Origin of the sequence: Proteus sp. NMG38-2, from assembly GCF_020640995.1 — a bacterium.
GTDB lineage: Bacteria > Pseudomonadota > Gammaproteobacteria > Enterobacterales > Enterobacteriaceae > Proteus.
The window spans coordinates 1224080-1248181 of the sequence record NZ_CP085481.1 but is presented as its reverse complement, the minus strand read 5'-3'; the positions used below and the strand labels follow the sequence as shown (position 1 = coordinate 1248181).

Here is a 24102-nt window from a genome sequence, read left to right as displayed (position 1 = left end):
ATATCCCTTTATTGTGCTGGTTTAAATTCTATTATTAAGAGTTCGCAATAAATTGAGCACGCAACGCTTGTAGTTTATCTCGCGTACTTGCGGCTTTTTCAAACTCAAGATCTTTGGCATGTTGGTACATTTCAGCTTCTAAACGCTGGATCTCTTTTTCCAATTCAGCAGTCGATAATAATGGGTAATTTTCATGAATATCTTTTGCTTTATGCCCTTTCTTGTTACGACCTTGAGAAGGTTGACCAATCTTAAGAATATCCCCGACTTTCTTGTTTAACCCTTTAGGTACAATGCCATGTTCAAGGTTAAATTGTTGCTGTTTCTCACGACGACGTTCAGTTTCACCAATTGCTTTCGCCATTGAGTCCGTAATTCTATCGCCATATAAAATTGCTTTACCTTCAAGGTTACGAGCCGCACGACCGATAGTCTGAATTAATGAACGCTCTGAACGCAAGAAACCTTCTTTATCTGCATCCAAAATGGCCACCAAAGAGACCTCTGGCATATCCAACCCCTCTCGGAGTAAGTTGATACCGACTAATACATCAAACTCACCAAGGCGCAAATCACGAATAATTTCAACACGTTCAACAGTATCGATATCAGAGTGTAAATAGCGAACTCGCTCACCATGCTCTTCTAAATATTCTGTTAAATCTTCTGCCATCCGTTTTGTTAATGTGGTAACCAATACACGTTCATTTTTCTCAGCACGAATACGAATTTCAGAAAGCAAATCATCAACTTGTGTCGTAACAGGTCGCACTTCAATAATCGGATCAAGTAAACCTGTTGGTCTTACAACTTGTTCGACAATTTCATCACCTGATTTTTCAAGCTCATATTTACCTGGTGTTGCTGAAACATAAATCGTTTGTGGTGCTAACGCCTCAAATTCTTCGAAACGCAATGGACGGTTATCAAGCGCAGAAGGTAAACGGAAGCCATATTCAACTAAGGTTTCTTTACGCGAGCGGTCACCTTTATACATTCCACCAATTTGAGGAATAGTAACGTGTGATTCATCAATCACTAATAAACCGTTAGCAGGAAGGTAATCAAACAGGGTTGGAGGTGGCTCACCGGGGCCTCTACCCGATAAATAACGTGAATAGTTCTCGATACCGGAGCAATACCCCAACTCATTCATCATTTCGAGATCAAATTGAGTACGCTGTGTTACGCGTTGCTCTTCAACAAGTTTATCGTTAGCTAAAAGTACTTTACGTCTCTCTGCGAGTTCTTTTTTGATTTCTTCCATCGCTTCAAGTATTCGTTCACGCGGGGTGACATAGTGCGTTTTAGGATAAACGGTAAAACGAGGCACATTATAGTGAATTTGCCCAGTTAAAGGATCAAACAGTGAAAGACGTTCGACTTCTTCATCAAAGAGCTCAACACGTAATGCATAATCATCAGATTCAGCAGGAAAGATATCAATCACTTCACCACGGACACGAAATGTCCCGCGCTGAAAAGCTTGATCATTACGAGTATATTGTAGATCAGCGAGACGACGCAAAATTGCACGTTGGTCGATTATCATGCCGTTTGTAAGGTGAAGCATCATTTTTAAATAGCTATCAGGATCACCTAAACCATAAATCGCAGAAACGGATGACACCACAATCACGTCTTTACGCTCTAATAGGGCTTTAGTGGCAGACAGACGCATTTGTTCAATATGTTCGTTAACAGAAGCATCTTTTTCAATAAAGGTGTCAGAACTTGGTACATAGGCTTCTGGCTGATAATAATCGTAATAAGAAACAAAGTATTCCACTGCATTTTCAGGAAAGAATTCTTTCATTTCACTGTAAAGCTGCGCTGCTAAGGTTTTATTTGGCGCAAGCACCATCGTAGGCCGATTTAAGTTGGCTATCACATTAGCAATAGTAAAAGTTTTACCTGAACCAGTTACCCCTAAAAGGGTTTGATGTGCAAGCCCATCGTCTAATCCTTCACAAAGTGAAGCTATAGCCGTAGGTTGATCACCAGCAGGCTTAAATTCAGAATGCAGTTTAAAAGCTTTGCTCATATTTTCTTCTCCTCGCTGACACTCCTTATGATACTGGATAAAAATCCAGCTTCAATCTCTATCTACTAAAATTTATCTGAATAATTAGCATAAGTTATCCCCAGTTTTAGAACTGGGATTTTTTCAAAAAGCAAGCCCCTATTTTGTGAATTATTCAAAGAGACACGTCAACAACATTCGCTCTATTGATTTTATTTAATTAATTGATATATAAGAATTAAAAATAAAAGTTGAGAATAACGCCAATCTTTAGCAATGCCTTGTATTCTCTCTATTCAGAGTATTTTTATAATGGTAATACACAAGGTTATCCACAGGAATAGTGGATAACTACACAAAGTTGTTATCTCTCGGTAGGTTACGTCTTTTTTTCCAGCTTAAAATATCCTTCAAAATTGGCAAAATTTATTTTTTTTATTTTTTTATTGGCATAAAAAATAGACTTTTATCATTTACCCAATAATGGCTTATCAACCTAGTTTTAAACAAGAAAGATCGAGGTAAGGCGTAAAATTATGCTCTTTTACTTCATTTAAATAGGGTATTTTGCCTAAGAACGGTGCTTTAATATGCTGCTTTAATGTTGCCAGATATTCCTTCTGATATCGCCCTGCGGGTTCAACCTCATTGGCAACCCAACCCGCCAATGTTAAACCAGATTGAATAATTGCTTGTTGCGTTAATAACGCATGATTAATACAACCCAATTTAACACCTACCGTTAAAATAACAGGAAGCTGTTCATTAATAACCCAATCAGAAAAAAATTGTTTTTCTGATAGTGGCGTAAACCAACCACCAGCCCCTTCAACTAAAATCCAATCAGCCTGCTGTTTTAAATACGATAAACCTTCTGACATTACATTAAAATCAATAGGCTGATTCATTTCATCGCTGACAATATGAGGCGATGTAGGTGTTTCAAAACAGTAAGGATTAACACGGTGATAATCTAACTTTACCGTACTGAATTTTTGCAATGTAAGTGCATCTGAATTACGTAAACCTTCATTTAGCCACTCACTTCCTGAAGCAACTGGTTTATAGCCCGTGGTTTGATATCCTTGATGCGCAGCACATTGTAACAGTGCACTACTTACCACGGTTTTACCTACTTCTGTATCTGTACCTGTTAAAAACCATGTCTTAGTCATGTGATATTTTTCCTATAACAATTTGATAAGTAAGTAAATATTTACCTAATTCTGTTTTCCACACCTTTTCTAGTGCACGAAATTTCTGTCGTGTCATTAACCCTTTTTGTCGATCACCCTGCACAAAATTGGCACCAACGCCCTTCAAAGAAGCAAAGAGCGCATGTAATGAGTCATATTGTTCTGTGACAGTTTCAATAGAAAATTGACAATGAAAACCACGACACGCTTTCTCAATATCGTGAAGCGATAAAAAAGGATTAACATGGGGATGTTTATCAAGAGATTGCCAAGCATCTCTGACTTCTTGCAGTGTCAATGTAGTGAGTGTTGAGAAATAAAGTGCACCTTTTTTATTTACTGCTTTCATGAGTGAGTTAATCGCAACGGATAAATCATCACACCATTGCATCGCTAAATTACTAAACACGATATCCACACTTTGTGACGTAATTGCACAATGTTCTATATCACTTTGTAGATAACCATCTGCCCGTTGTTGTTGTTTTGCCACTTGTAGCATCCGATGTGATAAATCAAGTGCAATAACAAACTTGCCTTGCTGTTTCCATTTTTGGCTGAAATACCCTGTTCCACATCCTGCATCTAACACAATATTGCCACTATCATGACGTGCTAAATCCATTAATTTATTACCACTGTAGCGCTGAATATTAGCGTGATTATCGTAATGAACAGCGGCTTTACCAAAGGTTTGAGCTATACGTTGTTTATCTGTTTTGACTAAAGAATGCATGAAGCGTCTCGATTAACAGCTTAATATCTGAAAGGTGATGGCGAGTGGTTAACGTTATTCGTAAACGTGCACTATGAGGTGGAACTGTAGGTGGAAAGATAGCTTTTACCCAAAGCCCTTTAGATTGCAGATAATCTGAAAGCGTTTGGCATAATTGCTCATCACCAATAATTACTGGCTGAATAGCGGTTTGTGAAGACAATAATTTAATAGGAAGTGAAATAACGCCTTGCCGAAAGGTATCAATTAATTGTTGAAGATATTCCCGTTCATTATTCGCTTGCTTAATAACATTCAAAGCAGAGTTTAAGGCTATAGCTTGTGCCGGTGGCATTGATGTACTGTAAATAAGATGACGAGCATATTGTTCAAAAAACTCTGCGGTTGGCTTATTACAAAGTACAGCCGCCCCACTGACACCAAAAGCCTTACCAAAAGTCACCACTAATAGCTCAGGTTTGATACCCGCTTCATCACAACTACCTCGACCTTCTTTACCTAAAACACCAATACCGTGTGCGTCATCGACCATTAACCATGCATCATGTTGTTGGCTTATTGTTGCTATTTCTGTTAATGGTGCTTGATCTCCATCCATGCTAAATACCCCTTCTGTAACCACCAAGGTTTTACTAGCCGACGTTTTGTTAAGTCGTTGAGATAAAGAGTCAGAAGAGTTGTGTAAAAAACGCCATAATGTGGCGGGTGATAATACGGCGGCTTCCATTAACGAGGCATGGCATAGTTTATCCGCAATGATAGCATCGTCTTTTTCAAGTAATGCTGAAATAACACCTTGGTTAGCGCTATAGCCAGATGAAAATAACAATGCATTATCGTAACCCAGCCAATCTGCTAGATGCTGTTCTAATTGCGCATGAGCTTGTGTAAATCCAGTGATATGCCCTGATCCACCGCTACCTACACCGTACTCATCAGCACCTTGTTGCCATGCTTTAATAACGTCTGCATGCTGGCTAATGCCTAAATAATCATTGCCGGAAAAATTAAGGTATTTTTCACCGGATGTGGTGATCAAAAAGCGTCCCTCCGCCTGTTTGATCACTTTGCGTTTTCGCCATAATGGCGTATTTCTACGCCCATTAAGTTGTTTATCTAAATAGGTTTGCCAACTCATTACAGTGCCGCGTTATAAAATTGTTCAGTGTCTTTATTGGCAACAGCTTGTATCAAAGCTTCTTCTTGCTGATTGTCGCCCATAGATACTGCTAATCGTTCAGGATTTAAGCCTAATTTACGGAATAATTGGTGATCTTTATCTTCGGTTGGATTGGTTGTTGTTAATAATTTGCAACCATAGAAAATAGAGTTCGCCCCAGCCATAAAGCAGAATGCTTGTGTTTGTTCACTCATTTGCTCACGACCGGCAGAAAGACGTACATAAGAGCGTGGCATCATGATACGAGCAACGGCGATAGTACGAATAAAATCAAAAGGATCGACATCTTCATTATCAGCTAATGGCGTACCTTTGATTTTGGCTAACATATTAATCGGCACACTTTCAGGAGGCTGTGGCAAATTGGCTAATTGCACTAACATTGCGGCACGATCTTTCACTTCCTCGCCTAACCCTAAAATTCCCCCCGAACACACTTTAATACCGGCATTGCGCACTTTATCAAGTGTATCTAAGCGATCTTGATATGTTCGCGTTGTCACGATACTGCCATAAAATTCAGGTGAGGTATCAAGGTTGTGGTTATAAAAATCCAGTCCTGCATCTGCTAATCGGTTAGCTTGTGAATCATCTAACTTGCCCAAAGTCATACAAGTTTCCATACCTAATGCTTTGACTTCTTTCACCATCTGTTCAAGATAAGGCATGTCACGTTCATGAGGATTTTTCCAAGCGGCTCCCATACAAAAACGCGTTGAACCTGCTGCTTTCGCTTTTTTTGCCGATTCAATCACTTGCTGCACTTCCATTAAACGCTCTTTTTCTAATCCCGTTTTATAGCGCGCACTTTGAGCACAATATTTACAATCTTCAGGACAAGCCCCTGTTTTAATAGAAAGCAAAGTACTCACTTGGATCTGTGAAGGGTCAAAATGTTGACGATGCACTTGTTGTGCTTGAAAAACCAAATCTAAAAATGGCATATCAAACAATGCTCTGGCTTCTTTTAATGTCCAGCGTTTTAGTGTGCTCACAATACAATCTCCTGTTTAAAAGTGATTGCCAGTTTAAATAATAGGGTTATCATGTCAACTAAAATTGATCACCATTGGTTTACATGATTAAGTGAAAAATAGAATGACACCTGAAGATATCGCTTTCGATTTACGCCACATTTGGCATCCATACACCTCAATGAGTAATCCGTTACCTGCTTACCCTATCGTCAGTGCAAAAGGCGTTGAATTAGTCTTAGCTGATGGTAGAAAACTGATTGATGGAATGTCTTCATGGTGGGCGGCAATTCATGGATATAATCATCCTGAACTTAATAATGCGGTTACCACACAACTAAACAATATGTCTCATGTTATGTTTGGTGGCATTACTCATCCCCCTGCAGTATCACTTTGTCGAAAATTATTAGCGATAACACCAGAGCCTCTTGAATGCATATTTCTAGCAGATTCAGGTTCGGTTGCCGTTGAAGTTGCTCTGAAAATGGCCTTGCAATATTGGCAGGCTAAAGGTGAAAAACGTCAACGTATTGTGGCGTTAAAACAGGGTTATCATGGCGATACCTTTGGCGCGATGTCAGTGTGTGATCCAGATAACTCCATGCACAGTCTGTACAAAGGTTACTTACCTAATCATCTCTTTGTAGATGCACCTAAAACAGGCTTTTATGAAGAGTGGGAGCCAGCTGATATTAACTCATTACGCTCAACACTAGAGCAACATCATCAAGAAATTGCCGCCGTTATGCTTGAACCAATTGTCCAAGGTGCGGGCGGAATGCGAATTTATCATCCTGAATATTTAAAACACGCAAGAGCCCTGTGTAATGAATTTGATGTGTTATTAATTGCAGATGAAATTGCCACTGGTTTTGGTCGAACAGGTAAGCTATTTGCCTGTGAACATGCTGAAATATCGCCAGATATTATGTGTGTAGGTAAAGCATTAACAGGTGGATATATGACTTTATCAGCCACTTTAACTACACGTCATATCGCAGAAACTATCAGCCAAGGTGATGCAGGATGCTTTATGCATGGCCCTACTTATATGGGAAATCCTTTGGCTTGTGCTGTTGCTGATGCCAGTTTATCTCTATTAGCAAAAGGCGATTGGATAAACCAAGTTGCAGAAATTGAAAAACAGCTAAAACGCGAGCTATTACCGTTAAAACAGACTAAAAGTGTCAAAGATGTGCGGGTTTTAGGGGCGATTGGCGTGGTCGAAATGAACGAGCCCGTTAATATGGCAAAATTACAAAAAATCTTTGTAGAGGAAGGGGTTTGGATCAGGCCTTTTGGCAAACTGATTTATATTATGCCACCATTTATTATGCCACCAGCAAGCCTCGCTAAACTCACTCAAGCTATTGAAAAAGTGGTTAATCTTTCATAAATCTTTCATCAAAATAAACCTCTAGCAAGGTAATGTTTTGCTAGAGGTTCACAGTGTTTTTTATACTGTGACAGTTATTTTGTCACAACGGTAACCCACATTGCGCCTTTACCTACTGGGTAACAAGCTAATTCAGTTAATACGCCGGTGTGTTTATCAATACGAGAAACAGAAGCAAAATCTGATTTTTGACCACAAGAAATCAGATAATTGCCTGTATTATCAAGATTAAAACCACGAGGCTGTGTCTGTGTTGAGTAATGCCCCACAGGTTGTAAATAGTCGCCCGCTTCTGAAATTGCCATCGCACAGATAAAGCTTTCAGAGCGTTCGCTGGCATAAAGAAAACGGCCATCAGGTGTGATATGAATATCTGATGCCCAACGAGTACTGTTAAATGTTTCAGGGACAATATCGACCGTTTGCATTAAACGATATAAATCCCCCATACGACGATATACATTGATTGTCGCATCTAATTCATTAAGGCAATAGAACACATCCCCATTAGGATGAAACGCCATATGACGAGGGCCTGCATTTTGTGCTGTTGTCAGCTCTTCAGTTCCCGCCTCGGTTAAACGACCGTCTTCTGATAAATTAAATAAACGAATATGATCTTCACCTAAGCAAGGAACAATCAGTTGTTTATTATTCCAATCGATATTAGATGAGTGAGGCTTATTTAATCCGTCAATAATTTGAATAGGTGATTGAGGGACCCCCATCTCATTAATAGGCAAAACAGCCAAATTGCCTTGATGATAAGAAGGTACAAATAAGAAACGCCCAGTTTTATCTAAGCATAAATGAACAGGAGTACTTGGAATGGAAGTGATAGCCTTTTGTTCTAACTGACCATCGGCTGCTATCGCAAATGTCACTACACTAAAATGAGGACGAATACCTACATAAAGGTATTTTCCATCCGCACTTGCAATCATCGGTTGTACTTGCCCTGCAACCTCAACAACCTGCAATAAATCCATTTCACCTTCAGTATTTAATGAATAAACATGGATTTGCTGACTCTCTGGACTTGCTACGTAGACTAGCTGTTTCATCCCTTCTCCTTAAAACAGATTACCCATTGATTTATAAAGAATAATAGAAAAACTAACGTTTGGTTGTCACGATTAAGCTAGTTTATCTTTTATTAGTTAACGTGTACCATCAGCAACATTGCATCTTAATACTATCAAGGGGCTTATTTATGTCATATCGCGTTATTGCTTTGGATCTTGATGGCACACTGCTTGATGACCAAAAACGTATCCTGCCAGAATCTTTAGAAGCACTCAATCTTGCAAGAAAAGCAGGTGTTAAAGTCTTAATTGTAACAGGTCGCCATCATGTTGCTATTCATCCATTCTATCAAGCACTCGATCTTGATACCCCTGCGATCTGCTGTAATGGGACTTACCTTTATGACTATATTGGTAAAAAGGTACTGGAATCCGATCCATTAACTACCCAAGAAACCAGCGCAGTATTAGATCTCGTTAAACAAACAGATGTACATCACTTAGTTTATGCTGATGATGCAATGATGTATGACCAACTATCAGCCCCAGTACAACGTACTTTAAAATGGTCAGAAACATTGCCTACCGCACAGCGTCCAAATTTAATCAAAGTCGATGATTTTTATAAAGCCATGCATGATGTTAATGCTATTTGGAAAATTGCGACAACAACGCCTGATCATGATGAATTACGCACTTTAGTTGAAAAAATTGAGCAACAAGTCGGTTTAGAATGCGAATGGTCTTGGGTTGATCAAGTTGATATCGCCAAAAAAGGCAACAGTAAAGGTCGCCGTTTACAACGCTGGGTTGAAGCAAATGGCATGAATATGAGTGATGTTATTGCTTTTGGTGATAACTTTAATGACCTTAGCATGTTAGAACATGTGGGCTTAGGTGTTGCAATGGGTAATGCTTCAGATGAAGTGAAAGCTCGCGCTAAAATGGTCACAAAGGTGAATTCACAGCCGGGTATTGCTGAGACTATTCATAAATATATTCTGTCTTAGTCCTATTTTTATGTCGCCCAAAAGAAAAAGACCTCACTTAAAATAAGGTCTTTTTTATCGACAAATGTAACTGATAACTCAAAGATGACGACTTAGCGAAATACTCTTGATTTGCGCATAAAGCCATTGCCCTTCTTGAATATTCAATTCATCTTTTGCCCAAGGCGTGATCCTCGCCCATAAATAATTACCATCATTGACAAGTTTCACATCAACTTGGCCATCATTTTTAATGGTTTCAACCACTTTCATATGCAAAATATTACGAATACTGCTATTTGATGGACGAGTCGTTGTTAATGACACATCAGAAGCATCAATACGGACACGCACATCACGACCAATTTTAGTCTCGATTTGAGGCAGCCACAACACTTGGTTACCAAAAGCCGTTGCGGTCATATCGTAATGGCTATGGTGTTCTACAACCATTACATTGGCGATACTGCTTAATGTCTCTTTTTGTAACCACGGACGTAATGCACTGCTTGCCCATACATCTTCAAGTTTGCCTGTCGCCTTAATTTTTCCTGCATCCATCACAATGACGTTATCTGCAAGTCGAATAATTTCATCAAGACTATGGCTCACATACAAAATAGGAATTTGTACATCTTGTGAGAGCTTTTCTAAATATGGCAGTAGCTCACGTTTACGCGGTAAATCAAGCGATGCTAAAGGCTCATCCATTAGCATAATATCAGGTGCTGTTAACAACGCTCGCCCTATGGCAACACGCTGTTTTTCACCACCTGATAAGGTGATCGGAAAACGAGAGAGTAAATGACCAATCCCTAACAAATGAATAATGCGATCAAACTGCACTTTCATTGTCGGCGACATACCGTAAAGCAGATTTCCTTTTACAGTGTAATGAGGAAACAGCCGCGCATCTTGGAATACATAACCCACTTTACGTTTTTCAGGTGGCAGATAAATTTTCTTTTCAGTATCAACCAGTGTGTGATTGTTTAATACAATCCGCCCTGAATCTGGTTTTGTTAAGCCGCCAATCACATTAATCAGTGAGGTTTTGCCCGCTCCGGATAAACCAAAAACGGCGGTAATACTTTCTGTTGGTAGTTCAGTATTGACTTCCAGACGCAGTGATCCTAGCGTCTGTTTAAAATTCATCTCTAGCATACGCCCCCCAATCTTTTACGACCCCAACGAGTTAGCCACTCTGAAGCCATTAAAGAGACGAGCGCCAAAATAATTGCAATAACACATAAACGGGCGGCATCCATTTCCGCTCCCGGTGTTTCAATCAAGGTATACATTGCCAGAGGAATAGTTCTTGTTTCCCCCGGAATATTGGAGACGAAAGTGATTGTTGCGCCAAATTCTCCCAATGAGCGCGCAAATGCCAACACAATTCCTGCGATGATCCCTGGCATAGACAAAGGTAATGTTATGGTAAAAAAGACGCGTATCGGTGAAGCCCCTAAGGTTCTCGCCGCTTGTTCCATACGTTGATCGACAGCTTCTAATGCTAATCTGATCGCTCTTACCATCAGTGGAAATGCAACGACTGCGGATGCAAGTGCTGCGCCTCGCCAACTAAAGGTAAAGCTAAAACCAAACCAGTCATACAGCCATTCACCAATAAATCCACGTCTCCCCATACTGATCAGTAAAAGATAACCGACCACAACAGGAGGTAGAACTAAAGGTAAATGGATAATGCTATCAAGCAATGATTTACCGGGAAAACGTACCCTAACTAAAAGCCAAGCCATAAAAATACCAAAAGGTAGACTAATAATAACTGCTACAGTCGATACCTTAAGGCTTAGTATAATGGCTTGCCATTCGTATTCACTTAACATCTCCAAAAGTATAATTCCTACAGTGGGCTAAAGCCGTATTTCTTAAAGATTTCTGCGGCTTGAGGTGTTTTCAGATAGTCATAAAAATCACGAACTGCTTTATTGTCCTGACCTTTTACAACTGCCATTGGATACTCAACAGGTTTGTGGCTATCAGCTGGGAATACGCCGACCACTTTCACTTTATCACTCGCAACCGCATCAGAACCGTATACGATACCTAATGGTGCTTCATCACGTTCAACCAGCGCCATACCGCTACGTACGTTATTAGTACGCGCCATATCTGGGCTTACTGTATCCCATGCACCTAAATATTCTAATGATTCTTTTGCATAGATACCAACAGGCACATGGTCAGGATCGCCAACGGCTAGTTTTCCGCCATTAAGTAAGGATTTCCATTTAGTTTCCTTATTAATAACAACGTCATTTAATTTACTATCTTTAGGGGCAATGAGTACTAAATCATTACCTAATAGTGTATGACGTGAATCTGCAACCATTAAATTTTTATCGATTGCGTAGTCCATCCACTGCTGGTCTGCTGAAATAAACAGATTTGCAGGTGCGCCCTGTTCAATTTGGCGAGCCAGCGTTGAAGAAGATGCATAAGACGCAACAACTTCAGCTTGTTTCTCTTGCTTATATTGTGCCGAAATTTCATTAAGAGCATTGGTAAGAGAAGCGGCAGCAAATACCGTTACTTTTTCCGATGCAAAACTTTGGCTTACTAAAGCAAAAGAGATAACTGCGCCAGCAAGTAACTTGCCTGATAATTTTTTCATGTTCTAATTCCACTTAAATTAAAGGATGACACGCTGTATATACCAAGATACAGCGTAAAATGAAAGGATTAGATGTTAGAAACTGGTTATATATCAATAAATATAACCATTAAAAAGAAACAGAAAATGAAGATAGATAAACTTATATACTCTAAATAATTCAAGTCACAGCTAGGCGACAAGTGAATGAGTCACTAGGAGCATATAACCTGTGACCAAAAATAAAATTTATTAACAAGTTAATATATAACACGTCGATACTCTAAATAATTCAAGTCACAGCTAGGCGACAAGTGAATGAGTCACTAGGAGCATATAACCTGTGACCAAAAATAAAATTTATTAATAAATCAATTCATAACAAGTCGATACTCTAAATAATTCAAGTCACAACTAGGCGGCAAGTGAATGAGTCGCTAGGAGCATATAACCTGTGACCAAAAATAAAATTTATTAATAAATCAATGCATAACAAGTCGATACTCTAAATAATTCAAGTCACAGCTAGGCGACAAGTGAATGAGTCACTAGGAGCATACACAAGTATGTGACTAGTGCGAATGAACGCAGTCAACAACGCTGTGGCTTGAAGTATGACGAGTATCATGAGTATGTGGCTAGTGCAAATGAGAACACAGTCAACAACGCTGTGGCTTGAAGTATGACGAGTATCATGAGTATGTGGCTAGTGCGAATGAGAACACAGTCAACAACGCTGTGGCTTGAAGTATGACGAGTATCATGAGTATAAAAAAACAGCCCTCTACAAAATAAAGGGCTGTTCTAAATCAGGAAGGGAGAAATTATGATTTTTTGTCTGCTTTTGGCTGACTTGGTGAAATCAAGTTAAACACTTCACCTAAACCATAAATGATGCCCATAATCAGTACCATAACAACAGGTACCATCAAGAGAGCAAACCCTAAACTTTTCAATAATTCAAGCATGATAACCTCTTTATCATGGTATATTCGGAAAGCCAGAGTTGGCATTTCTTCACGAATGACGAATAATAACGCTATAGATGTATATATTCTAGAGAATTATCGCTTTGTGTCGGCACAAAAAATGCGATAAATACACAAAAAAAGAAGAAGCCTATCATTATGCAAGCAGAAATATTATTAACTCTTAAACTTCAAGATAAGCTCTTTGCCGATCCTCGTCGCGTTGCATTGTTAAAACAGATCAAGGCGACAGGTTCAATTAGCCAAGGGGCAAAAATGGCGGGCATTAGTTATAAAAGTGCTTGGGATGCCATTAATGAAATGAATCAACTCGCGGACGAACTTCTTGTTGATAGAGCAACAGGTGGTAAAGGTGGCGGTGGCGCAACTCTCACACATTATTGTGAGCGCTTACTTCAACTTTACGATCTGCTCGGTCAAATTCAGCAAAAAGCCTTTGATGTATTGAAAGATGATTCACTCCCTCTGGATAGTCTTTTAGCCGCTATTTCTCGTTTTTCACTACAAACCAGTGCTAGAAACCAATTCTTTGGTACGATTATTGAGCGTGATAACCTACAAGTTCAACAACATGTTAATGTGCAACTTGCAGATAGAAAAACGATCATTCGTGCTGCTTTAACAGAGAAAAGCGCTGATCGCCTAGGGCTTAAAAAAGGTAAAGAAGTACTGATTTTAATTAAGGCACCTTGGGTCAATATTGAAAAAGGAACTTCTTTAACACAGCAATATGACAATGCGCTTTCAGGCACACTCACTCAGATTGAGACAGGTAGTGAAAACAGCGAATTAGTGGTGACATTAGAAGGTGGACAAGAAGTTTGTGCCACATGTTCTAATCAGCATGTTAAAGAGCAAAAACTACATATTAATGACAGCGTAACGGCTTTATTTAATGCTGATCAGGTGATTGTCGCAACACTGTGTTAATCATTAATATGATTACTTTTAAATAAAAAATAAAACCATCACTTAGTTATTATTTTAACAATAATATTAAGTGATGGTTTTTAATTAGGAATAACATTTACATAAATCAATTTTATTCTAATAAGCTTCTAATTAACGTATGATGCTAACGTTTTCCAGCTTGACTGAACTTTCAGGTCTATCGCCTAATTGTATGATAACAGGAACAAAAACATTAAAGTCTTGTAACCAAGCTTGTTTGCTACTGATTTTCAATTGTCCTTGATGAGTTTCGTGACACTCAACTAACAGATATTTTCCACTAAACTCAGATGCAATGCTACGCGCATCTCCTTCGCTTATCACATTACAACGTATTGATGAAGCTATTACTTCTTTTTTGGAATCAATGCTTTCCCACTGTGCTTGATATTGCTGACCAACTACTAATGGGAATCTCAAATCTGTCTGTAACTTACGGAGCACTGAAATATCGTGGCTAATAGACATGGCAAACTTTAATTGTAATTGATTAGCCAGTGTTAAACGTTGCACTGTCCAGATACCATAATCTTCTAGCTTACGTATATAGCCATCTGGTTGTGCAACCAGTTGTACATTAATCTTAGCGTACTCGTTTACTATGGTATAACTGATCTGTTTAAAATGAGGAAGAGCCAATGGTTTTACCAATGATTGAGTTTTATTATTAATTGCCTTAGAAAGTGGAAATTTATTAAGCCAGTACGGGTTATTATTACTTAAATCAGGCATTGTTAGCCTCATCAATGTTGATGCAGGCTTATTAATAGCAGGTACAAAGTGTCCTTCAGCAGTAAACTTTTTTCCTTCTGGTAACTGACATAATTGATTGAAAAGTTGCCTCATTTTAAGATCTATTTTGAAACTATCTTTACGACGAATAATATCATCAGTGATCAGCGAATCAGTAACGTACCCTTCACGATCTAAGTTCATTGCAACTATAGCGTCGCCCTGATGAGTTTTACAATTATATAAATAGTGCTCAATCTTTAGCTCAAGAGGTGCATCATAAGGAGGTTCCCAGATGGTTTCTGCAAAATCATATCCTGTACGTACTGATAATATGTCGCCAATATGCTGAATACTATTAATATCAACAAGATCCGTTATACCGCTCATAGATGTGTCAGATAATTTTTCCCATAGCGCTTCTTTTATTGGAAATTGACAAATCATACGAATATTCTCTGATGCCATCAGCTTATTATCTTGAGCTGGTGCATAGCGAAAATAACTATTACCGCAATAACGAGCTTTGGTTAGCCCATCTTCATTCAATACATCCTTATATAAAAACTGAGCCTTGTTCTGCTTACAATCAACAGAATGCCAATGTTGAGTTTTTTCTCCATTATTATCTGTTAATGACACCATGTAATTCACACGATCATGGTTCCTAACTATAGACAATGGATTAATTTCATTATTTATTAATAATAGCTTATCCGTTGCATAGACAAAAGAAAATAGCAAATAAGGTAGAAATAAAAATAAAATAATTAAAAAACGCAGGCTGTGCATATATATCCCTTCACTGATTGATTATTTTTTATATTTAATATGGCAGAAAATTACTATGTATATTGCTAATACTAATTAGTTCTATTTCTTAGAGTAATTATTTAGTAATATCAGTAGAATAATAAATTTAAACTTTCCGACTAATACAACGCGTAAATGCTTCTTTTATTGAGGCACCTAAAACCTCATCACTACAATTGCTTTTTAATGTAATAATTGCACTATCAGGTATTCCCTCGCCGACCCAATGATCCATACGTAAGATGTTATTTGTGATTTGCACTCAATATCAAAGCTAATTGTTTATAATCTCAACAAATCACCTGAAAAATAAACTGGTGTAGGAGTTATAAAGCTTTCGTTATAAGAGCTAATTATATGTCCTAGATATTCATTAAAATTCTTATCTAATGCTCTTACCTTATCTTCATTTTCATCATAATGATAAACTAAGTTAGGCTGATCTGAGTATGTTAATAGAAAATAATATTGAGTTTCTGATTCTATTGAAATAAAAAATGGCTTTTGCTCTAACATATCCCACAACTCCAGATTATATAACTCCTCTCTTAAGCCGTATTGGAATAAAACATGCCCTCGTATAAACCATTCTTTGTAAAAAATGAGAGGATCATCCCCAAAAAAACCTCCACTACAACGCCCCATACAACTTAGAAAATCATATAGTTGATCAGTTACTTTAATATCATAAAGACGTTCAATTTTTTTTATCTCATTATCAGAATACCCCTTTATTTTATTTATAGGAAACTTTGGATATATAGCGTGTAAATCATTTATTAATCGATTATTTTTCATAGATACATCCATACAATGAAAAATCACCTTACCCATAATTAGCATAAGGTAATTTTATTTAGTATCCATTTAAATTTTACGACTAATACAACGCGTAAAAGCTTCTTTTATTGAGGCACCTAAAACCTCATCACTACAATTGCTTTTTAACGTAATAATTGCACTATCAGGTATTCCTTCACCGACCCAATGATCCATACGTAAATGGTTTAGAGGACTAATAGTAATTTCATCATCTGTAAGCTCTAAGCCACATCGATTCATATTATTAAAAAGTGCTGTTTTATTTTTATAATCATACTCTTTAATTATTTTTTTTATCCAATCTTGATAAGATTTTTTATCCTTATACATTTGATTAAATTTATCTGAACTTCCTTTAATTTGTTCACTTTTAATCAGAGCGAGTTTTGCATAACAACCTAATTCTTCATCAAGAATATCATTAGGTAAAACTTTATAACCTTTTTTTAGATCCATTATATAGATAGAATAGCCAGAAAAAGTTAATAAAATATAATGAGCGTCATTATAATAAACACTTGCTCTTAATTTATTATTTTTTAATTTAAACATTAATTATTCCTCAATAATCGTAATATTAACTTTTATATTTTTTGAAGATGCATTTTTGATAGAGTCATTAATAGCATCCCATTGTTCTTTAGTGGTTTTTTCTGGAACTCCTAATTCTAATGTTTTTAATTTTACATCTTTTTTAGAAATTTCTGTAGTTCCACGTCCATCGCCACTATATTTATCCATAGTTGAGATATATGTATTTAATGTATTTTCTATTGATTGTGGATTTTTAAGTCTTGAGGCTGTTTGGGTATTTAATGTCTTTACACTAATATATTCACCTGTATTAGCATCATAATGAGAGGATCATCCCCAAAAAAACCTCCACTACAACGCCCTATATAATTCAAAAAATCATAAAGTTGATCAGTTACTTTAATATCATAAAGACGTTCAATTTTTTTATCTCATTATCAGAATACCCCTTTATTTTATTTATAGGAAACTCTGGATATATAGCGTGTAAATCATTTATTAATTGATTATTTTTCATAGAAAAATTCATATAATAAAAAAATCACCTTACCCATAATTAGCATAAGGTAATTTTATTTAGTATCCATTTAAATTTTACGACTAATACAACGCATAAAAGCTTCTTTTATTGAGGCACCTAAAACCTCATCATTACAATTGCTTTTTAACGTAATAATTGCACTATCAGGTATTCCCTCGCCGACCCAATGATCCATACGTAAATGGTTTTGAGGCTTAATAATAATTTCATTACCTACAATACTTAAACCGCATAGGCTCATATTCTAAAATAGAAGATGGATTAATATTAAGCATTAGTTAAATCTAATTTGATACTATTCAAAATAGTCATAAAATCATCTAAAGTAAATTTATACTTTACATCTTCACTTAAAAATCGGCTATCATTAAAAATTCAATTTCTATTTTATCGATTCCACTATCTTTATTTAATTGACAAAGTATTTATTTTTTTATGAAATTTCGATAGTAATATTCTCATATTTATTGTTACTTACAAAGTCGATTTTAAAGTTAGAATCTATCATCTTTCCCCTTTAATTTATGAATAACATTATAAAAAATTCTAGATAACAGGTCCATCCCATCGTAATTGGTTACGTAATTCATTAGGAACCAAATCAAATAACATTTTTATATACTTTACATTGCCATCATACAATATACTTATTTTTGAACTACATTTCTCAGTATATGTTTTAGCTTGAAAATTTAAAAATGAAATATCACTTTCATCAAAATCTTGATTAAGTATTTTTTTAGGTAAATTATGAATTAACTGTAATTCATAATAACAAGATTTATCTTTTGCTTTTGCTATCACTCCTCTAGATTGAATATTTCTTAATTGGGGTAAAATCCAATACATCATATCTATGTATATTTCATTTTTAGTCATTAACACTTAACTCCTTAATACAGAAGCAATATAAATTATTATGATTTTAATCCTAAAAAATTATAATTTCCGACTAATACAACGCGTAAACGCCTCTTTTATTGAGGCACCTAAAACCTCATCACTACAATTGCTTTTTAATGTAATAATTGCACTATCAGGTATTCCCTCGCCGACCCAATGATCCATACGTAAATGGTTTTGAGGCTTAATAATTTCATTACCTATAAAGCTTAAACCACATAAGTTCATATTTTCAAATAGAGCTGTTTTATTTTTATAACTATATTCTTTAATTATTTTTTTTACCCACTCTGAATAATATTTTTTATCATTATACATCTCATTAAATTCTTGTGAGTTACTTTCTATTTTTCTACTATTACTTAAAGAAATTTTTGAATAATAACCTAACTTATCATCAGTGATATTCTTAGATAAAACGTTATATCCATTTTTCAAATCCATAAAGTGGATATAGTACCCCGAGATAGTTACTATAATATAGTAATCATAATTAAAGTAAATATCTGTATATAAATTATAGCCCTTCGATATAATCATTAACTATTCCTCAATTACAGTAATATTAAACCTAATATTCTTTGAAGATGCATTTTTGATAGAATTGTTAATTATTTTCCATTGATTAATTTCTGTCATTCAGTAATTTATAATCATCTTTACTTCCCTTTTTATAAACAACTTAGATAATTATCGTTAAATAAAAAACCATCACCTAATTGTCATATTAAGCAATAGTTTTTGGATTAAATAATTTTCTCATTAAAATTTAGTAACTAAAATTATTTTGAGTACATACGAGTAAAATAATCATTAATCTTATTATTATCGAGTAATCTATCTTTAGTAAAATCAATATTATCAGAGACTACAACATATTTTCTTAAATCTTCAGGAATATCTTCAATCGAAGCATAAATACTAGGGACAATAAAACGAAAATAATCACCAATTTTATTTTCTCCTTCATACCCTACTGGGCGGTACTCATATAATTCATTAAAAACTCAAAAAAGAAAAATCCCTATCAATTCAATTAAAAAATCAAATTAAAAACATTTAATTATTTATTGCCTAATAATTCACATATATATTATATTTCAATTATACAAAAATACTCACTTTCATTAAGTTAAAATCTCTTCGTAGTACACCGACTAAATGCAAGCCGAATACCCAAACCTATCTCATCAGATGAGCTATCTAGCGATAAAATAACCTTATGGGATGCCCCTATTCCTTCCCATCCTTCAAGACTTGAATGGTGAGAAGGTGAAATTAATATTTTGTTATTAGAAAGATAAACAGAACAATTTAGCATATTAGCTAAAAGTTGACGTTTTGAGCGATAGTTATATTTATACTGTAATAATTCTAGCCATGAATCCCAGTTTTTTTTTATATTTTCCTTTTTAAAGAGTTTGTCATATTCCTCATCTTTGAGCTGAGTTCGACTATTCTCTAAAACTTTAATTAAACTTTCGCCAAGCTCCTTATTTGAACATGTTAAAGAAAGTATAATTGATGAAAAATTAGGATCGAGTGTCATTAGCCCATAGCCAGATTCCGTATTTAAGCAAAAAAATTTATCTGTCATTACTATCAAAGCACAATACTCATTATCGTTAATAAACGTCATCATTTTACCTGCGTTATTTTTACTTCAATATTCATACTTTCTCCATAAGCTACCGCACGATTAATTTCAATCCATTGGGCCTTTGTTGTCGATTGTGGTACAGCAAGCCAAATTTCTCGTTTTGCTATCATTTCTGAATGTAAATTAACTCCTGACAATCTATAACCTTCAAATTTTGCAGCATCATCTATATTACCTTTAATTGTATTATAAATTTGTTTTGGTCGATTAAGTTTACTCATCGTTTGAGTATCTAGGCTTTTTGCACTTATTGCTACTTTATCTTTAGCAATATAAAAATCAAATGTTTTAAAATTTTTTGGCAATCTAGTGTGAACAGGTAAGCTTTTCGCAATAGAGTTTTCCCATGACATTCCTTGTGTATTTATATTTCCTCCCCCAGAAGACCATTTCATACCAATTTCAGAAGCAGAAATTGTTTTACTTGCTGAATTTCTACCAAAATATCTAATAGCAAAATCGCTTAATTCTTTAACTAAAAAACCAGCACTAACAAGAAAAAACTGGTTATCTGGCTCTGAGATCCACGATGAAAACTTTAACCAAGAAGGAGTGTTTACATCTATTTTATCTAAATCTTGCGAATTCCAATATTGAACATATTGTTTAGCTATCTCAGTTTGCATTGTATCAGCACCAAGATAGCTAGCCCAATATGGTCTTTTAGTTAATTCAAGTGCATTTTCAATTCTTTTTTTCTTGATCTCTATAACTGCTAACGGATTAGTATTTAATTCAACATCTAGTTTTAAACTATTTTCATTGCTAAAAACTGTATATTTGTCGATTATCTTTGATAGGCATTCAGCATTAGACCCACATTTATGTATTTCTCGATCGAAATCCATCGAAATATCATGAAATAAATGGTTGAAACGGAATATATTCTCAGCTGAACTAGCACCACTATATACACCACCTGGCTCACCAGTAAAAACACCGCCGGCAATACCACCAAATAATCTAACAAATTGCGCTTGTGATTCTGATTTTCTCTGCCATTCCTCAGCCTTAATAGTGTTATCACCCAATGAAATAGCCGCAATTTCAGCAGCTAAGCTACCTATAACTGCACCATTAATATTTCCTCCACTAATTTGGGCAGATAAACCAGATAATGTTGCATGGCTTAAAACCTTTCCTGCATGCCCTAATACCGCGCCATTATCACCAATTAAATTGGCGCCTTCGGCATGAAGCTGACTACCAATATTGCTTAATAGCGCCGTTTTAAAATTATCAATAAAACTGCCACCTTGAATGGCAGTGCCCAATGTTGAACTAACGACTGAATGAGAGGCAACGCGTTGTGCAACTTGATTCCATGTTGCGCTATCGGTCGCAAGTAACTTGCCTGTTGAAGGTAATGTTCCACCTTGGATTGCCTGATCCCAACCCATAAATTGGTCAAGACCCTGAAGTGCCCCCGCAACCACCATACTCGTCACCACAGACTTGACCGTGTCGCTACGCCCCAGTGATTCAAGTGTTTTAGAGATATTGCCTTGGTTTTCAGCTAAAGAGACCGCCGCTTGCGAAACTAAAGAGGCAAAACCTGCTTGTGCTGCAACCGATGCTGTTGAAGCCACGCTTGCTGAAGCCCCCACCGCAATGGTTGCTTTACTTGCCATTCCACCAATAGTCGCCGCGGTTGCTGTACCGTAAGTGGCAACTCCCACTGCAATAGCGATAACCGCACCAACAACAGGATTTAATTGTTTTGTTTTATCATCCCAATCAGAATAGGTATCCTTAACTAAATTCCAATTGACGTTTTGATGATGTTGAAGATCTTTAAGCCATGCATATTCTGGAGTGTTACTTAAAACTGTTAATGCTTGTTCTAATGATTGTCCTTTTTGAACTTTAATATCAGCAGATATTCCTTTTAGGATGATTAATTGTTAACTTTCCGCCAATATAAAGTTCAGGTAATTACTACTATCCTTTATTAATTATTAACATAATTAGTTTTATTAAAAATAAAACCAGATAATATAATTATATTTTTATTTAGACATATGATAAAAAATCACCTTACCCACAATTAGAATAAGGTGATTTTATTTAGCACCCATTTAAACCATATAATTTCATATCATTAAATTTCAATCAATTCACCAATAAAATCATATTTTAAAATGTTATTTATATTCTTTTTTGTTAATTTATCAATTAAATATTTTAGATAACCATTAAAATCCCAATGAGTATTTTTTATCACTTCTTCATTTTCATCATACTGATAGACTTTATTTGGATTATCTGAATAAGTTAATAAAAATAGATGTTGCGTTTCTGACTCTATCGAAAAAAAGAAAGGTTTCTTATTTAATAAATCGTGTTTTTGTATGCCACAAAGTTCAGAACAACTACCTATTTGAAACTGCACATGATCTCTGACAGAAAAACTATTACGGTAAAATAACAAAGAAGAATCACCAAAGAAACCGCCACTGCAACGCCCCATACAACTTAGAAAATCATATAGTTGTTCTGTTACGTTAATACGATATAATCGTTCAATTTTTTTATCTCATCATCAGAAAACCCCTTTATTTTATGAATATTGATAGGGAGCTCTGGATAGACAGTATGTAAATAATTTATTAATTGATTATTATTCATAGATAAATTCATATAATGAAAAATCACCTTACACATAATTAGCATAAGGTAATTTTATTTAGCATCCATTTAAACTTTTCGACTAATACAACGTGTAAATGCTTCTTTTATTGAGGCACCTAAAACCTCATCACTACAATTGCTTTTTAATATAATAATTGCACTATCAGGTATTCCTTCGCCGACCCAATGATCCATACGTAAGATGTTATTTGTGGTTTACACTCAATATCAAAGCTAATTTTTTATAGTCTCAACAAATCACCTGAAAAATAAACTGGTGTAGGAGTTATAAAGCTCTCGTTATAAGAGCTAATTATATGTCCTAGATATTCATTAAAATTTTTATCTAATGCTCTTACCTTATCTTCATTTTCATTTTCATTTTCATTTTCATTTTCATTTTCATTTTCATTTTCATTTTCATTTTCATTTTCATCATAATGATAAACTAAGTTAGGCTGATCTGAGTACGTTAACAGAAAATAATATTGAGTTTCTGATTCTATTGAAATAAAAAATGGCTTTTGCTCTAACATATCCCACAACTCCAGATTATATAACTCCTCTCTTAAGCCGTATTGGAATAGAACATGCCCTCGTATAAACCATTCTTTGTAAAAAATGAGAGGATCATCCCCAAAAAAACCACCACTACAACGCCCAATACAATTCAAAAAATCATAAAGTTGATCAGTTGCTTTAATATCATAAAGACGTTCAATTTTTTTATCTCATCATCAGAATACCCCTTTATTTTATGAATATTGATAGGAAGCTCTGGATAGACAGAATGTAAATAATTTATTAATTGATTATTATTCATATAATGAAAAATCACCTTACTCATAATTATCATAAGATTATTTTATTTAGCATCCATTTAAACTTTTCGACTAATACAACGTGTAAATGCTTCTTTTATTGAGGCACCTAAAACCTCATCATTACAATTGCTTTTTAACGTAATAATTGCGTTGTTAGGTATGCTTTTACCAATCCAATTATCCAATCGTAAGTGATCATAAGGAATAATAGATATGATACCATCAGTCACATTTACACTACATAAGTTCATATTTTTGAATAGTGTCGTTTTATTTTTATAATCATACTCTTTAATTATTTTCTTTATCCATTCAGAATATGATTTTTCATCATTACGCATTTCATGATATTCAGATGAATTAGCATCTAATATTTCGCTTTGGATTAATGCATTTCTTGTAAAAAAACCCAAATCAGCATCAAGTGGATCTTTGGATAAAACCTTATAACCTTTTTTAAAATCCATCAAATAAATACCACTTTTTGAAAGGGTTATTATAATATAATAATCATTGTTAAAATAGACATTTGCTCTTGAATTATTTTTTTTTGATATAGACAC

The 24102-nt window shown here is 35.4% G+C and carries 26 protein-coding genes; 3 read left to right on the top strand and 23 right to left on the bottom strand.

The annotated features are described in order from the left end of the window. Positions 1 to 34: 34 nt before the first annotated feature. The 5 genes from uvrB to bioB form a co-directional block, all read right to left on the bottom strand. Complete coding sequence (gene uvrB / locus LG402_RS05880) at positions 35 to 2044, bottom strand: excinuclease ABC subunit UvrB (protein ID WP_166541063.1); 2010 nt, start codon at positions 2042 to 2044, stop codon at positions 35 to 37. 470 nt (positions 2045 to 2514) lie between these two features. Further along, positions 2515 to 3198: a dethiobiotin synthase gene (gene bioD / locus LG402_RS05875; protein WP_227336594.1), complete on the bottom strand. Its 684-nt coding sequence runs from the start codon at positions 3196 to 3198 to the stop codon at positions 2515 to 2517. Beyond that, positions 3191 to 3955 carry a malonyl-ACP O-methyltransferase BioC gene (gene bioC, locus LG402_RS05870; protein WP_210813333.1) on the bottom strand — a complete coding sequence of 255 codons (765 nt, stop codon included), beginning with the start codon at positions 3953 to 3955 and terminating at the stop codon, positions 3191 to 3193. The genes bioD and bioC overlap by 8 nt, the downstream gene beginning before the upstream one ends. Beyond that, the gene (bioF, locus tag LG402_RS05865; RefSeq protein ID WP_227336593.1) at positions 3930 to 5093 is read right to left on the bottom strand and encodes an 8-amino-7-oxononanoate synthase; all 1164 of its coding nucleotides are present in this window, start codon (positions 5091 to 5093) and stop codon (positions 3930 to 3932) included. Before bioF ends, bioC begins: the two co-directional genes overlap by 26 nt. Continuing rightward, the gene (bioB, locus tag LG402_RS05860; RefSeq protein WP_072070563.1) at positions 5093 to 6130 is read right to left on the bottom strand and encodes a biotin synthase BioB; all 1038 of its coding nucleotides are present in this window, start codon (positions 6128 to 6130) and stop codon (positions 5093 to 5095) included. The genes bioF and bioB overlap by 1 nt, the downstream gene beginning before the upstream one ends. 103 nt (positions 6131 to 6233) lie before the next feature. Here bioB and bioA point away from each other — a divergent pair, with 103 nt between their 5' ends. Beyond that, positions 6234 to 7508 carry an adenosylmethionine--8-amino-7-oxononanoate transaminase gene (gene bioA / locus LG402_RS05855; protein WP_227336592.1) on the top strand — a complete coding sequence of 425 codons (1275 nt, stop codon included), beginning with the start codon at positions 6234 to 6236 and terminating at the stop codon, positions 7506 to 7508. Positions 7509 to 7582: 74 nt separating this feature from the next. Here the strand turns inward: bioA and pgl are convergent, their stop codons facing one another. Beyond that, a complete protein-coding gene (gene pgl / locus LG402_RS05850) occupies positions 7583 to 8572 on the bottom strand; it encodes a 6-phosphogluconolactonase (protein WP_227336591.1) in 990 nt (329 codons plus the stop codon). A gap of 149 nt (positions 8573 to 8721) precedes the next feature. Here pgl and LG402_RS05845 point away from each other — a divergent pair, with 149 nt between their 5' ends. After that, positions 8722 to 9543, top strand: a complete 822-nt coding sequence (locus tag LG402_RS05845; RefSeq protein WP_166541057.1) for a pyridoxal phosphatase — start codon at positions 8722 to 8724, stop codon at positions 9541 to 9543. A gap of 78 nt (positions 9544 to 9621) precedes the next feature. Here the strand turns inward: LG402_RS05845 and modC are convergent, their stop codons facing one another. The 4 genes from modC to LG402_RS05825 all read right to left on the bottom strand — a co-directional run bounded on the left by modC (position 9622) and on the right by LG402_RS05825 (position 13107). Next, positions 9622 to 10686, bottom strand: coding sequence for a molybdenum ABC transporter ATP-binding protein ModC (gene modC, locus LG402_RS05840; protein WP_088493389.1), 1065 nt, complete (start codon positions 10684 to 10686; stop codon positions 9622 to 9624). Next, positions 10680 to 11372, bottom strand: a complete 693-nt coding sequence (gene modB / locus LG402_RS05835) for a molybdate ABC transporter permease subunit (protein ID WP_036938363.1) — start codon at positions 11370 to 11372, stop codon at positions 10680 to 10682. Before modB ends, modC begins: the two co-directional genes overlap by 7 nt. 17 nt (positions 11373 to 11389) lie before the next feature. Then, positions 11390 to 12160 (bottom strand): molybdate ABC transporter substrate-binding protein, encoded by a 771-nt coding sequence (gene modA, locus LG402_RS05830; protein WP_166541056.1) that lies wholly within the window; start codon positions 12158 to 12160, stop codon positions 11390 to 11392. 803 nt (positions 12161 to 12963) lie between these two features. Next, positions 12964 to 13107: an AcrZ family multidrug efflux pump-associated protein gene (locus LG402_RS05825; RefSeq protein ID WP_071788544.1), complete on the bottom strand. Its 144-nt coding sequence runs from the start codon at positions 13105 to 13107 to the stop codon at positions 12964 to 12966. Between the two features lie 159 nt (positions 13108 to 13266). Here LG402_RS05825 and modE point away from each other — a divergent pair, with 159 nt between their 5' ends. After that, positions 13267 to 14058, top strand: a complete 792-nt coding sequence (gene modE / locus LG402_RS05820) for a molybdenum-dependent transcriptional regulator (RefSeq protein ID WP_087803643.1) — start codon at positions 13267 to 13269, stop codon at positions 14056 to 14058. Between the two features lie 132 nt (positions 14059 to 14190). Here modE and LG402_RS05815 read toward each other — a convergent pair whose 3' ends face one another. From LG402_RS05815 to LG402_RS05755, 13 genes are all read right to left on the bottom strand, one after another. Next, positions 14191 to 15603 (bottom strand): hypothetical protein, encoded by a 1413-nt coding sequence (locus tag LG402_RS05815; protein ID WP_227336590.1) that lies wholly within the window; start codon positions 15601 to 15603, stop codon positions 14191 to 14193. A gap of 127 nt (positions 15604 to 15730) precedes the next feature. Further along, positions 15731 to 15886: a hypothetical protein gene (locus LG402_RS05810; RefSeq protein WP_227336589.1), complete on the bottom strand. Its 156-nt coding sequence runs from the start codon at positions 15884 to 15886 to the stop codon at positions 15731 to 15733. 20 nt (positions 15887 to 15906) lie between these two features. Continuing rightward, positions 15907 to 16422 carry an SMI1/KNR4 family protein gene (locus LG402_RS05805; protein WP_227336588.1) on the bottom strand — a complete coding sequence of 172 codons (516 nt, stop codon included), beginning with the start codon at positions 16420 to 16422 and terminating at the stop codon, positions 15907 to 15909. Positions 16423 to 16491: 69 nt separating this feature from the next. After that, on the bottom strand, positions 16492 to 16998 hold the full coding sequence (locus tag LG402_RS05800) for a contact-dependent growth inhibition system immunity protein (protein WP_227336587.1): 507 nt from the start codon (positions 16996 to 16998) through the stop codon (positions 16492 to 16494). Between the two features lie 3 nt (positions 16999 to 17001). Beyond that, positions 17002 to 17277, bottom strand: coding sequence for a hypothetical protein (locus tag LG402_RS05795; protein WP_413685686.1), 276 nt, complete (start codon positions 17275 to 17277; stop codon positions 17002 to 17004). A gap of 290 nt (positions 17278 to 17567) precedes the next feature. Continuing rightward, positions 17568 to 17762 carry a contact-dependent growth inhibition system immunity protein gene (locus LG402_RS05790; RefSeq protein ID WP_227336585.1) on the bottom strand — a complete coding sequence of 65 codons (195 nt, stop codon included), beginning with the start codon at positions 17760 to 17762 and terminating at the stop codon, positions 17568 to 17570. Between the two features lie 305 nt (positions 17763 to 18067). Continuing rightward, positions 18068 to 18400 (bottom strand): zinc ABC transporter substrate-binding protein, encoded by a 333-nt coding sequence (locus tag LG402_RS05785; protein ID WP_227336584.1) that lies wholly within the window; start codon positions 18398 to 18400, stop codon positions 18068 to 18070. A 60-nt stretch (positions 18401 to 18460) separates the two neighbouring features. Continuing rightward, positions 18461 to 18964 (bottom strand): contact-dependent growth inhibition system immunity protein, encoded by a 504-nt coding sequence (locus LG402_RS05780; RefSeq protein WP_227336583.1) that lies wholly within the window; start codon positions 18962 to 18964, stop codon positions 18461 to 18463. Between the two features lie 592 nt (positions 18965 to 19556). Then, entirely contained in the window at positions 19557 to 20063 is a 507-nt protein-coding gene (locus LG402_RS05775; protein ID WP_036938372.1) for a contact-dependent growth inhibition system immunity protein, read from the bottom strand. After that, positions 20063 to 21763, bottom strand: coding sequence for a DUF637 domain-containing protein (locus LG402_RS05770; RefSeq protein ID WP_227336582.1), 1701 nt, complete (start codon positions 21761 to 21763; stop codon positions 20063 to 20065). The genes LG402_RS05775 and LG402_RS05770 overlap by 1 nt, the downstream gene beginning before the upstream one ends. A gap of 422 nt (positions 21764 to 22185) precedes the next feature. Then, the gene (locus LG402_RS05765) at positions 22186 to 22554 is read right to left on the bottom strand and encodes a hypothetical protein (protein WP_227336581.1); all 369 of its coding nucleotides are present in this window, start codon (positions 22552 to 22554) and stop codon (positions 22186 to 22188) included. Between the two features lie 403 nt (positions 22555 to 22957). Further along, a complete protein-coding gene (locus LG402_RS05760) occupies positions 22958 to 23251 on the bottom strand; it encodes a hypothetical protein (protein ID WP_227336580.1) in 294 nt (97 codons plus the stop codon). Between the two features lie 344 nt (positions 23252 to 23595). Continuing rightward, complete coding sequence (locus tag LG402_RS05755) at positions 23596 to 24102, bottom strand: contact-dependent growth inhibition system immunity protein (protein ID WP_166541053.1); 507 nt, start codon at positions 24100 to 24102, stop codon at positions 23596 to 23598.